The following is a 13,829-nucleotide window of genomic DNA, read 5'->3' on the forward strand; positions in this document are numbered from 1 at the left end:
AATCATCATTTAACCATTAAATAGTAAAAAATGGCATTTAAAAAAACAATTGCCCGGCTTTTGCTGTGCAGCATATTTTGTTTTGCCACTACATTAGGTGCATTCGGACAAAATAAACAACAAATTCGCTTGCTCGATACCGACAGCGGAGAACCCCTACAAGGGGCAAGTTTCAAATATGGAGTTCAGTCGGGACTTTCTGACGATAGTGGTATTCTGGAATTTAAATACGAGGAAGGCACAAAAATGTCGCTTTCGCACATCAATTATGGTGTTTGGGAATGGAGTGCGATGGAAGTAGCCCATCTGCTTCGCCAAAAGATAGCTTACCAAAAAAGCATATCGCAAAAAATCTATCCAATAACAGTTTTGGCATTGCGTCCGGGTTCTAATAAACCTTGGGCGGGAATGAAACTGGAATACCACGACAGGTTGGCCCACGATGCAGCGGATATTCTCAATCAAACACCCATGCTCAATAGCATTCGTAAGGGCGGCAATTATGGGTTCGACCCGGTTTTCAGGGGGTTTAAATACGATCAGCTGAATATTGTATTAAATGGTGCACAGAGTGCAACGGCAGCTTGCCCTAACAGGATGGATCCGCCAAGTAGCCAGATGGCGCCCAATATGATGGAAAGGATAGAGGTTCTCAAAGGGCCCCATGCTTTGCGCTATGGAACCGGCTTTGGAGCCACTATTAATTTTGTACCTACCCGCTTGCACTTTACAGATAAGGCGAATACTTACGGACGCGTGTCTTCAGGTTACGAGGGAAATGGTGAGGTATTTACCGGCGAAGGCCAATTAGGATTTAGCGCAAAGGCATATGATGTTAGCTTTTTTGGTGCTTGGGCACAGGGTAACGATTATGAGACAGGAAGCGGACAAAGGGTTCAATCCGATTTTGAGCGGGGTAGCTTTGGCGCCAACCTGGGTTTTAAACTTTCAGCCAATCAGCAACTCAGGGTGGCATCTACCTACAATGTGGCACGCGACGTGGACTTTCCGGCCTTGCCCATGGATTTACGCAAGGATGATACCTGGATGCTCAATGCCCATCATCAAATTAACATACCTGATAAGCAGCTCAAATCATGGAGCAGCACGGTATTTGCCTCTTTTGTTGATCATCTTATGGATAATTTGTTAAAGCCTATAAATCCACGAATGATGAATTCTGAAACACCGGCTAAAACTTATAATTACGGAGCCCGAACTGAGGGTTTTTGGCAATTTGAAAAAGCAACCCTGTTTGCCGGAGCCGACTGGCGGGCAGAAGGAGCCGAAGGTACTCGTAAGAGAACATTTGTAATGGGGCCAAACACAGGTAAAATATTGCGCGAAAATGCCTGGCAGAAGGGGCATATAGATAAACTGGGTGTGTTTGGTGAGTGCCATGTGGATATTGATAATTTACAGCTTGTTATGTCGGGTAGGGTAGAGGTGAATAGTGCCGATGTGGATGATGCGGATGCCAATTTTCTGCGGCGTTATCCGGAAACGAAACAAACGCAATTTAATCCCAGTATCAGTCTGGGAGCTTCACATAAGTATGATAGTGGCATTACGCTTGGCTTTTGGCTGGGAAGAGCACAGCGCAGTGCAGGATTAACAGAGCGTTTTATCAATTATTTTCCGGTAGGACAGGATCCCTACGAGATGATAGGCAACCCACAATTGGATGCGGAGGTAAACAACCAGGTAGATATCACTTTTGATTGGACGGCAAAGAAAACTTCGGTCAATATAGATGTGTTTGCCTCTTACATGCAAAATTTTATTTCCTCGCGTATTGATCCAGGTTTAAACCCAACGATACCCACCAGCCCCGGAGTGCGTCGTTATGTTAATTTGGATGAGGCAGTTAAAGCGGGTTTTGAGTTTACCTGGACGCAGGAGCCAGTTGCCGGACTGCAATATCAAATGGCCGTAGCGTATACCTATGCTAAGGATTTGGAGCGTAACCAGCCTTTACCCGAAATCGCACCGCTCGATTTTAGATGTAGCATGCAAGGCGTATTATTACACGGCAGGTTATTGCCCGAGGCCAGCTTCCGACATGTGTTGGAACAAAAGCGTATTTCGCCCGAGTACGGCGAAACCCGGACCCCCTCCTTTTCCATGTTAGATGTAAAACTGAGTTATCGGCTTATGGATGCGCTACGCCTGACCATCGGGGTAAATAACGTGTTTAACGTAAACTATTACGAGCACCTAAATCGCTCTGTCCGTGGAAGCGCCGATCCTATTTTTGCTCCGGGGCGCAATGTTTTTGCCTCTGTGAGCGCGAGTTTTTAAAAATGCTTACATATTGCACACCCCTGTTTTTGAAACGATGAATTAACTTGAATTTAAAGAATCTCAAAAGAATATTTTATATTTAATACAATCATACTCAAAAGGAAATTTTATTGCACATTAGATAAACATAATATAAGCGACACGATGTGGATTTGAGCGGAATAGAGGCGATGGTACGGATATAGGGGGTATCCATACCACCATTATGGAAACCGGGCTATGGGTGAATGGCAATCTTTATAAGCCAGTGGGGGACAAGTTAAATTTGCCTCAGCAACTTTTCAATTGCTTGAATCACCCGATTTTAATTGGAGGGTAAGCCCTGAGGAAAATACGAAATAAAGTAACAATGATTTTTTGTATCTTAATGGGCAGTTGGCCTTAATTGACAACTTTTTTGTTCGTAATATGTTAGAGTTCCGTTTTACAATTGTACCAACTATATTGTCATGTGTTTTTTTCAGCTTGCATACTATAATCCGAATTGACATGAATCTTTATATCAGATTATTTTCTATCGTTCTAATTATTTTAGGCACTAACCCCGCCAAAGCGCAAACCGATAGCCTTGCCGCAAATCAGGATTCGATAAACATTATATTGTTGCGAAACTATAATTTGCGCCTAACCCAAATTGAGCAGCAGCGACTTGCCGACTCTATAAAAAAAGCGGAATTAGAATCCCAGTTAACCTCCTTAAAGACCACTGATAATATTCAAAAGGAAGCGTTGTTACAACAGCTAAAAGCCATTGAAGACAAGGAGAAAGCACGCATAGCAGGCAAGAGAGCGCGTATAGATTCAATGAGAAATACAGCCGCGGGTTTTCCGGTAATAGGTGTTATGGAGGATACTTTATTTATGGTGTATTCAAAAATAGGTGCCTCTACACCCAAGGAACGTGCCAATAACATCTCCAAGAAAATAAAGAACTTGTACGAAGATGATTTCTTGAATCTTGAATCCATCGAAGTGGTTGAATCCGAAAATACTTATGATATTGTTTCCGGTGAAACCATTATTATGAGCGTTTCCGAGACAGATGCCTTGTGGTTCAATAAAACGATGCTTTCCCAGGCAGTAGAGTTTAAAGATGTAATTAAAGAATCCATAATTATTGCCAAAAAAGAAAACAGTCTGTTAAGACTCCTGCTACGCATGGGCTTGGTAATACTGGTAATAGCGCTTGCTTGGGGCATTGTTTTGTTAATAGGAAAAGGTTACAAACGCCTGTTGCATTTGATTGTGGTAAAAAAGGATACGTGGCTCAAAGATTTGACGTATAATAATTATACGTTCCTTACGGCCAAGCAAGAATTGAAAGCGGTATATTTTTCACTTAAAGTATTCCGCGGTTTCGTTTATTTTATATTGCTGTATATTACCTTACCCATCATCTTTAGTATTTTTCCTTTTTCGCGCAACTGGGCCGATGCACTTTTTCAATTGGTATGGTCGCCTTTTAAAGGTGTATTGAGTTCGGTATGGGCCTACCTCCCTGATCTGTTCAGTATTTTGGTTATTTATTTTGTAATGCGGTATTTTATCCGTTTTGTAAAATATATTTTTTCCGAGATACAATCTGAAAAACTCACGATATCAGGTTTTCATTCCGATTGGGCCATGCCAACTTTCAGCATCGTAAAGTTTTTGCTCTATGCCTTTATGTTTGTGCTTATATTTCCTCTGCTGCCCAATTCCGATTCTGACATTTTCAAAGGTGTTTCGGTATTTATCGGTATACTATTTTCTTTGGGATCGTCATCCGCTATAGCTAATATGGTAGCCGGGTTAGTTATTACCTATATGCGGCCATTTAAGATTGGCGACAGGATAAAGATAGGTGAGGTTACCGGCGATGTGATTGAAAAAACACTGTTGGTAACCAGGCTGCGTACGGTTCTAAACGAAATTATTACCATTCCTAATGCCTCTGTGTTATCTGGAAATACAACAAATTACAGCAGTGAAGCCGGGGAGCACGGATTGATTGTTTCAACGGGTGTAACCATTGGTTATGACGTTCCCTGGAAGGAGGTTCACCAGGCTCTAATTGATGCGGCATTGCGATCTGATTTGATTTTAAAAAAACCGATGCCCTTTGTGTTTCAAACCAGTCTTGAAGATTTTTATGTGGCCTATCAGCTTAATGCTTATACAAAAAATGCCAGCAGGCAAGGATTGGTTTACTCTAAGCTACATGAGCATATTCAGGATGTTTTTGCCGAAAGAGGTATTGAAATTTTATCGCCACACTATCGTGCTGCACGCGATGGCAACACGATTACCATACCGGCAAATTACCTGCCCAAAGATTATAAAGCACCGCATTTTAATGTGGATGTGCATACAGATAAGAAAGCATAAAATTGTTTTATTGTTTTAAATCAACTAAAACGAATAGCTTAGGCCTGCACCAAACATTTGTTTTACCTGGGTTTTTGGGCCCTGGTCAACTCTACTGTCGTTTATGTAATGTACATCGTCGTCGTAAACTAAATTGGTAGTAAAAATGGCATTCAGGTATTTGTTCACCTTCATTTCCAGTCCAAACTCCCAGTCTACATCTATATTTTCGGGATTTTCTGAATAATTCGAAAACATATCTAAGCGGGTATACACATTCACATTTTGAAGTACTTCGTTCTTTTTGGCCAACAGCTTTAAGGAGGCACCATATTCCGAGCGTACCTTATCGCCCGGGTCAACTCCAAAAGCTCCAACATCAGCAAGGGAGTCTTCGGCCACAACAGTGAGCTTTGAGGTAATAGGTGATAGGTACAGGGAAAAATTATCGGACGGTTTGTAGTCCATACCCAGTGAAAATTGCACATACCCCGGTGCCATAAAGTCGGAAACCTTTACGCTTTGTATCAACGGGTCCTTGTAACCTATGGCCAACTGCGTTTTAAGATCTACAAGAGCCGAATAGTACCAATGTTTGCCGGCTTCGTATCCGAGCTTGGTGGCCAGCTGAATTTTATCTTCTGACTTAGCCAATTTATAATCGCCCTGCTTGGATAAGCCATAGCCCAAATCCAAGGTGTTGTCCCAGGCCAGCTTACCATTTTTGTGGTTTAAAAAGCCTTTGAATAAAAAGGTTCCCGCAACGGAGTTGTTGCCTCCGCCCGCCCAATTGGTTAGCGATACTTGCGAAAAGTTAAGGGACATACTGCCGCCGCCCTTCCAGGTTTTTAGGGTATCGTTGTTTTGCTGCTGTGCCCACGTTGTTGGCATGAGCATGCTTAAAAATAGGATAGCCGTAATCTGTAATTTCTCGTTTAGTTTAGTTTTACATTTCGTGTGTGTCATGCTTTAAATATATGTGTGATTTGAAATAAAAAACAGGCTCAATAAAGATAATTTTAAGCCCGTTTTTTTAATTACAGCTTATTAAACCATAGATTATGATATTTAAGCTCGTTTAGAATAGATAATGTATTACTCTTTTATTAAATGAACATCGGTTTGTGGGAATGGGATAGAAATACCTTGCTTATCGAATTCTTTTTTTACGTTCTCATTCATATAAAAGAAAATACTCCAATAATCTGCAGCATTGGCCCAAAGCCGGGTAGTAATATTAACCGAACTGTCGGCTAGTTCACCCACAACAATAAAGGGTTCGGGGTGATCGAGTACTTTACCATGCGAATCGGCCACCTGGCGGATGATTGCTTTGGCTTTGTCGATGTCGTCGTTATATCCTATGCCAAAGGAAAAATCGACCCTTCGCGTAGCTTCCCTCGAATAGTTCATTACACTGTTGGTTGACAACCCACCGTTGGGCACATAAATAATCTTGTTGTCGGGGGTTCGCAAAACAGTGCTAAAAATTTGCACCTCATCCACGGTACCCGAATGTCCTTGTGCGGTAATGTAATCGCCTTTTTTAAATGGTTTTAATATTAAAATCATCACCCCTCCGGCAAAATTCTGGAGTGTACCCGACAATGCCATACCTATAGCTAAACCTGCAGCACCCATAATGGCAATAAAGGAGGTCATTTCAATACCCACCATACCCATTACACTAATTACCAATAAAATTTTCAATAGGTAGCTCACTACTCCAAGCAAGAAGGGTTGCAAGGTGGCATCAATTCCTCGTGCAACAAAAACACGTTCTACACCTTTTGTAATTTTTCCAATAATCCAAAAACCAACGATTAACGTTAATATGGCTAATACAAGTTGACCTCCATAGGCGACAATCAATCCCATTGAGTCGTTAAATAATTCATTAATTTTTTCCATTTTAAAATAAATTTAGGTTTAACTGCAAATTGATTTTATTAAGTAAGGTTAGTCCCAAAAGAGTAAGGTTAATATCAATTATCCTTACTCATAATAATTCAAAACAATTTATAGTCTTTTTGTTGTGAATATTCAAAGAACAGAAAAAATTAGGATAAAGTCAATAGGAAAGAAGTGTGATGTACATAATGTTAGTAAACAATTCGACCTTAAGGATCGTTTATACCAAGCGGGTAGGTCGGGTATATAATTACAGATCCGGGTGTTCACCTCGTACCCTTCTGTAAATGGAAGTATTCAAATAGGACAATGTAATGGGCTGGTGATATTCAACTGATTAATAGCCCATTAATAGGTTTAATCTCCCGATTTAGCGCGCGCATCACTCAGCGGAATCCTTTTGTCGTTTTCGAAGGCTATCACAAAACAATCTTTAAATTTCTTGCGCAATTGGGGCATCATCTTGCTTATTTCGGAAAAGCTTTTGCACTCGCCCGTGGCATATTTATATAATTCACCATCTTTATATTCGTACACATCATCCAATTTTCTATAAATAGAAGCGCCCTCTTTAATTTTTCTTTTGCTGGAGGCTACCTGAATGCGGTAAGTAATTTGCGTATTATTTTTTGCCGTCTTCATTTGCTCTTTTGGCATATCAAACTTATTCTTTTCGTCAAAGTTTTTCTTATAAGCTCTAAATGCTCTGAATAGCCCCGATGCCAGCAAGGATTGGCCTTCGTTTGATGACATATATTTTTCTTCGTTTGAATTACTTAAAAAACCCAACTCCACCAAAACACCGGGCATAGCTGTTTCGCGCAGCACCAAAAAACCGGCTTGTTTAACGCCTCTGCTATTGCGTCCCACTCTTTGTTTAAACTGGTTTTCTATTAGACTGGCCATTTCAAGGCTCTGATCGAGATACATATTTTGGTACAGTTCAAAAATAATATAGGACTCTGAAGAGTTGGGATCAAAACCTTGAAAGGTGGTGGAATAATCATCCTCCAATAATATAACTGAGTTTTCCTTTTTGGCTACTTCGAGGTTATCCTGTGTTCTGTGTAGCCCAAGCGCAAAGGTTTCGGTGCCACGTACCCGGGGATTGCTAATGTAATTGGCATGTATGGATATAAATAGTTCGGCTTTTGATTTGTTGGCTATTTCTGCTCTTTTCATTAAGGGAATAAACTCATCTTTTTTTCGGGTATACACTACTTCAACTTCAGGCAGATATTTTTCGATGTAGTTGCCCAATTTAAGTGCTACGGCCAGTACTATGTCTTTTTCTTTTGTATACCTGCCACGTGCTCCCGGATCTTTCCCCCCGTGTCCGGCGTCTATCACTACTTTTTTTAATCTTCCGGTCGATTGCGCATTAACATCCACAAAACAACCCAATACCACAATTATTGAAATGCTATAAGCTAATAATTTCATTTTCATGCTTGCTTTATCATTTAAATGTTTCGTCACCAAACTAAAATGAGCTCAAAAATAACTTTAATTACACGAATATCCATTCTTGTTCATCAATAAATAAAGTATACAGGTAAATATTAAAACGGGTATGGTGCTATTTTTGTATGAGGCATCCTACCTTATGTGAAACATTGTTGGTAAGCTTCATTTATTTTATAGGATAAACCCCTGCTGTCATCAATTTTTATTTATTTTTGTGGCAATTTGAAAATCGTAAAGCCTGTTTCCTTGATTATTCCCATACATAAAATATACCAAGGTTTAAAACCCTATTGGCGTATCCTTAATATCGTGGTGGTTTTTTGCTTTGTATATCCTTTTTTACAAGCACAAAATAACGAGAACCTCAATTTGTTGCGGCAGGATACCTTACTTGTTCCATCTAAAGATACGAGTGCTTTATTACTGCCTTCGGACACTTTGCAATCGGTTGTTGATACTACAGCCCAAAATGCATCTGGTTTAGGTATTGAAGCCGAGGTTAAATACAGTGCTTCGGATTCCATTGTGATGAAAGGAACCAACCAGGTATTTTTATATGGCGATGCCGAGGTAAATTATCAGGATATTAAGCTTACTGCGGCTGTTATTGAATTGGATTTGGACAGCAGCCTAACGTTTGCCTATGGTTTAGAGGATTCAACAGGTGTTGCGAAGGGGTTGCCTGTATTCACAGACAGTCAGGGTTCGTATGAAATGAAGACTATCCGCTACAATTTCAAAAGCGAAAAAGCATTGATTGAACATGTGGTTACAGAACAGGGCGAAGGCTACGTAGTAAGCAGTCTGGCTAAAAAATCACCCGACGATTCCTTTTCGATAAAGGATGGACATTACAGTACATGCGATAACCATGAACACCCTCACTTTTATTTAAATATGACCAAAGCCAAGGTAATCCCCGGAGAAAAAATTATTACCGGGCCGGCCTATCTGGTGATAGAGGATGTACCTATCTATCCCATTGGTATTCCTTTTGGTTTTGTACCTTCTACATCAAGTTATAGCTCGGGTATCATTATGCCATCCTATGGCGAGGAACAAAACAGAGGGATATTTTTAAGAGACGGAGGTTACTATTGGGCGGCCAGCGATTATTTTGATTTGGCGCTTACCGGCGATTTGTATGCCAATTCATCATGGGGTTCGCGCGTGGCATCGAAATATAAAAAACGATATGCCTATAGTGGTAGTTTAAATGCCAATTATATTGTTAATATATTTAGCGAAAAAGATTTGCCCGATTATCGTAAAACAAAGGATTTTTCGCTTACCTGGTCGCACCGGCAAGATACTAAGGCCAATCCATTTCAAACCTTCTCGGCCAGTGTTAATTACTCAAGCAGTTCGTACGATCAGAATAATGTGAGCAGTATTATTAATCCTACACTACTGGCCACCAACACCAAACGATCCAGTATTTCATACAGCCGAAGGTTTCCGAATCTGCCCATTAATTTCTCGGCTAACTTGCTTGCCTCGCAAAATACACGCGACACCACTGTTAGTCTTACCCTGCCGGATTTAACCGTGACGATGAACCGTATCTTTCCGTTCAAGAGAAAAAATAAGATAGGCAGCAAGGAAGCCTGGTACGAGAAAATGAGCTTGTCTTATACCGGGAATATCAAGAATTATATTACCGCCAAGGAGTACGATTTAGGAGATAAAAAGTTTCCCAGCCAATGGCAAAACGGAATGAGACATAGCGTTCCGGTATCCTTAAATCTAAAAATGTTAAAATATTTTACCCTAACACCCTCTTTTAATTACACGGAAAGATGGTACACCAGCTCCATATCAAAAAAATGGGATGAGGATTTAAACCGTGTTGTTGTTGCTGACACCTCTGCGGGATTTAAAAGGGTATATGATTACAGCTATTCTGTAAGTACGTCAACCAAGTTTTATACAATGTTTACCCCATGGGAAAAACTATTTGGCGATAAGGTACAAAAGATCCGACATGTGATGACACCATCCGCCAGCTTGTCTTACCGTCCGGATTTTGGAGCCGAAAGATATGGGTATTACGATTGGATTGAATATTACGACCCTAATCAGGATTCCATTATTCGGCATGAATATTCGATATATGAAGGTGCATTGTACGGCTCACCCGGCAGGGGCGAGTCAGGTTCTTTGGGTCTATCTATAGGCAATACGCTGGAAATGAAAGTAAAAAGTGATAGAGACACCCTGGGATATAAAAAGATTAAGATTTTGGAGGGGCTTAACTTCTCTACCTCGCATAATTTTATGGCCGACTCGCTCAAGTGGTCGCGTATAAACATGAGCGGACGTACTAAAATACTGGGCACTAACATCAATTTTGGAGCTAGCTTTGACCCCTATGCTTTGGATACTACCAGCAGAGGAACCCCCATACGTATTAACACATCGCATTACAAAGCTACAGGTAAGTTGGCACGTCTGGAGTCGGCCAACCTGAATTTTGGTGTTTCCATAGGTTCGGAGAAAATAAAAAAATGGCTCGAAAAACGCAGGGGCGAAAGTAGCAACGAGGATATAGATGCGGATGAACCTCCCGAGGAAGAGGATTATGTAAACCCCTTGGATCGTATTGACCGTGTAGAGGATGAATTTGCCGATACCAGAGGTACCGACGATGGAAGGGCAGAAGTAACAGATGATGGATATACGAAATTCGAATTCCCATGGAACCTTTCGCTTAACTATAGTTTTAGATTGGTAAACGGCGAATTCGAAAAAGAAAAAATGGCCTTTAAAAAGAAGGTAACGTCTGACATAAACCTGAACGGTGATTTTTCGCTTACCCCAAAATGGAAATTCTCTTTTTCGTCCGGATATAATTTTGATATGAAAAAAATATCGCACACCAACCTGAGAATATCGCGCGACTTGCACTGCTGGGGCATGAGTTTTAACCTGGTTCCGGTGGGAAGATATAAATCATACTTCTTCTCCTTAAGGGTTAATTCTTCCATATTACAAGATCTGAAATACGATAAGCGAAGCAGCGCCCGCGATAATGCCAGCTTTTTTTAAAACCAGTCTATTATCTAACAATCTAAATATAAATGATTATGAAAAAAATTATTAGTACACCCAATGCACCCGCTGCCATAGGGCCGTACAGTCAGGCGGTAGAAGTTAACGGAATGTTGTTTATTTCGGGTCAGGTACCCATTAACCCAGAAACGGGTAGGGTAGAGGTTGAATCTATTACAGAGCAAACACAGCAGGTAATGAAAAATATAGAGGCCATCCTTACGGAAGCCGGTTATACCTTTGCCGATGTTGTTAAATCTACTTGCCTTTTGTCGGACATGGCCGACTTTAAAGCCATGAATGAGGTGTATGGCAGTTATTATAAAGAGAACCCACCAGCCAGAGCTGCCTTTGCGGTAAAAGAGTTGCCCTTGGGTGTTAAAGTGGAAATAGAGACCATTGCGGCAAAGTAATTTAATAATGCGAGGGTTTCTCTTTTTGCGGGATCCTCGCAATTTATTTGTGATTTTTGCATGATATCCCGATCGGTTGATCCAATGGGCATCAGATTTTCATGCCAATGACCAGGATGTCGTCGGTTTGGATTAAACCACCTTGCCACTCGCTAATATTTTGCTCCAAAATTTTCTTTTGTTCATTCATTTCTCTGTCCTGAATCTGAAATAATAATTCCCTGAAATATTTTACGCGAAAGGTTTTACGTCTGGGGCCTCCAATCTGATCCACATAGCCATCCGTAAAGAGATAAATAGCATCTCCGGCTTGTATCCGGATATCAATATTTGTAAAGGGCGAATCTGCATCGTAATATATACCAATGGGCATGCTATCCGGTTTATATTTTAGTATCTGATATTCATCTTTTTCAAAAACCGATATGTTATTATTTGATTGCCCATTACTTTCCTGCTTCTCATCACATTTTCGAACAAGGTAGAGCGGACGGTTGGCACCGGCAAATTGTAAGGTACAATTGTCCATATCTAAAACACATAAAGCTACTTCAAGGCCATCCCTGGCTTCTCCTTCCTTTCCTTGCTGATGCAGTGAAAAGATGAGCGCCTTTCGCAATTGCCCCAATATTTGGCTGGCATCCCGACTATGTTTCATATTTACTATTTCGTTGAGAAACGAAATGCCCAGAATACTCAGAAAAGCCCCAGGCACACCGTGTCCGGTACAATCGGCCACTGCTACGTATATTTTGCTTTCAATTTTTATGCTCCAATAAAAGTCGCCACTGACAATATCGCGCGGCCGATTTAGTATAAAATGATCGGTAAATGAATTTTTAAACAGATCATCAGGCGGCAATATGGCGGACTGTATTCTTTTGGCATAACGGATACTATCCAAAATTTGATATTGCTGTGCTTCAATGATATTTTTCTGGTCGGTTACCACCTCCAGTTGGGTTGTAATCTCTTCTTTTTGCGCTTCTATTTCCTCTTTCTGTTCTTCAATTTCTTTGGTTCTTTCAATCACTTTATCTTCTAATTCGGCATTCATCTGCGAAATATTAGCTATATAGTTCTTAATTTTATGAAGCATTATATTAAAGCCTTCCGCCAGCTCCCCTACTTCGTCGTTGGTTCGTACAAGGGTATAAGGACTACTGTCGTCCTTACGGATTTTTTTCATATTCAGCAGTAGTTCATTCACCGGATAAACAATGCTGCGTGTGGTCCACCTTAAAATCAGGAAAATATAGATGATTGATACAAGGATACCCGAGCCAATCCCGAAAAACATAACAATGGTATCCATGGCCGTAACGTAATATAAATCCTTTTCGTTATCGGTAATATTTTGTTCCGATACCATACTTAGCGTGTCATTCCAGTTGCCAAACAAAATAATTCTTTGCTCGTTGCTTAATTCCGTTATTCCTAAGTCACGCACTGATGTGAGGCTCAGCACAAGATACAATCCAACGATAGCCAGGGGAAAAAATGTAGTAATGATACTCGCATACCATAGCTGACGTCCTATTTTACCGCTTCTGAACCGGAATATCCGTTTACGGAGTTGGTCCTTGTTAAAAAAGTACTCGATATATTTTAACTGAACCCTGTTTTTTTTCCAGAAGTAAACAAACAGCGTGGTAAGAAATGCTGCTATAGCCGATACATAGAAAAAGTTTAGAAATATATTATTGTCACTTTCACGACCGCCGGTTTCTGCTGATAAAAAAGTAGATATCGCAAATATATGGCTCACCATATGAGGCAGTAGTAAAATTAGACTATTGACAAGGGGGGTAATTAATATAAATTTTTTACAATACCATTCGAGCCGCTTCCCGATTTTCTTTTGTTTTCTTTTTCGTTTTAAATATATTTTAAACGGCCCGTTAAACAACATGCCCAACAAATAACATAGTATCAGTGTTTCAAAATACAATCGGAAAAATTTCTCCAGGTTCTGATTTTTTTTCAAGCGTAGCTCACTATTGTCCTGTCTCGAAATATCTTCTTCGATTACAGCTACAATGGAGTCTACGTTTTGCTCAATTAAAAGCTCGTCGCCAACAATATTCTCACCATTTTTTCCAATCTTAATATTTATGCGAAGAGAATCCAAGCGGGCCATAGTTGTATCTGCTTGATTGTTTATTAGCTGAGAGGAGAATTTGGATTCGCTAATAATTTCGGGCAAATTTTGAAATAGCAGAAAACCAATAAAGGGCATCACCAGAAATAAATACAAAAATGTTGCTGTAAAGTAAATTCTTAGTCCAATGAAGCGGGGTGTTTTTTTTTGTTTCATCCTTCTTTTTTTTCAAGCAT

General features: G+C 40.3%; 8 protein-coding genes. 4 read left to right on the forward strand and 4 right to left on the reverse strand.

Features of this window, described 5'->3' with window-relative positions:
* The first annotated feature begins 30 nt into the window (after nt 1-30).
* The gene (locus tag FN809_RS01840) at nt 31-2,301 is read left to right on the forward strand and encodes a TonB-dependent receptor domain-containing protein (RefSeq protein WP_142531766.1); all 2,271 of its coding nucleotides are present in this window, start codon (nt 31-33) and stop codon (nt 2,299-2,301) included.
* A 492-nt stretch (nt 2,302-2,793) separates the two neighbouring features.
* Nucleotides 2,794-4,671, forward strand: a complete 1,878-nt coding sequence (locus tag FN809_RS01845) for a mechanosensitive ion channel family protein (RefSeq protein WP_142531767.1) — start codon at nt 2,794-2,796, stop codon at nt 4,669-4,671.
* Between the two features lie 24 nt (nt 4,672-4,695).
* Here FN809_RS01845 and FN809_RS01850 read toward each other — a convergent pair whose 3' ends face one another.
* From FN809_RS01850 to FN809_RS01860, 3 genes are all read right to left on the reverse strand, one after another.
* Complete coding sequence (locus FN809_RS01850) at nt 4,696-5,616, reverse strand: DUF3078 domain-containing protein (RefSeq protein ID WP_142531768.1); 921 nt, start codon at nt 5,614-5,616, stop codon at nt 4,696-4,698.
* 129 nt (nt 5,617-5,745) lie between these two features.
* Nucleotides 5,746-6,561, reverse strand: coding sequence for a mechanosensitive ion channel family protein (locus FN809_RS01855; RefSeq protein ID WP_142531769.1), 816 nt, complete (start codon nt 6,559-6,561; stop codon nt 5,746-5,748).
* A 357-nt stretch (nt 6,562-6,918) separates the two neighbouring features.
* Entirely contained in the window at nt 6,919-8,004 is a 1,086-nt protein-coding gene (locus tag FN809_RS01860; RefSeq protein WP_246095386.1) for an N-acetylmuramoyl-L-alanine amidase family protein, read from the reverse strand.
* A gap of 270 nt (nt 8,005-8,274) precedes the next feature.
* Here FN809_RS01860 and FN809_RS01865 point away from each other — a divergent pair, with 270 nt between their 5' ends.
* Both FN809_RS01865 and FN809_RS01870 read left to right on the forward strand, forming a co-directional pair.
* Nucleotides 8,275-11,076 carry a putative LPS assembly protein LptD gene (locus FN809_RS01865; RefSeq protein ID WP_246095388.1) on the forward strand — a complete coding sequence of 934 codons (2,802 nt, stop codon included), beginning with the start codon at nt 8,275-8,277 and terminating at the stop codon, nt 11,074-11,076.
* Between the two features lie 38 nt (nt 11,077-11,114).
* Complete coding sequence (locus tag FN809_RS01870) at nt 11,115-11,492, forward strand: RidA family protein (RefSeq protein WP_142531771.1); 378 nt, start codon at nt 11,115-11,117, stop codon at nt 11,490-11,492.
* A 91-nt stretch (nt 11,493-11,583) separates the two neighbouring features.
* Here FN809_RS01870 and FN809_RS01875 read toward each other — a convergent pair whose 3' ends face one another.
* On the reverse strand, nt 11,584-13,809 hold the full coding sequence (locus tag FN809_RS01875) for a SpoIIE family protein phosphatase (protein WP_142531772.1): 2,226 nt from the start codon (nt 13,807-13,809) through the stop codon (nt 11,584-11,586).
* Nucleotides 13,810-13,829: the final 20 nt, after the last annotated feature.

This window comes from Saccharicrinis carchari (assembly GCF_900182605.1).
Taxonomy (GTDB): Bacteria; Bacteroidota; Bacteroidia; order Bacteroidales; family Marinilabiliaceae; genus Saccharicrinis; species Saccharicrinis carchari.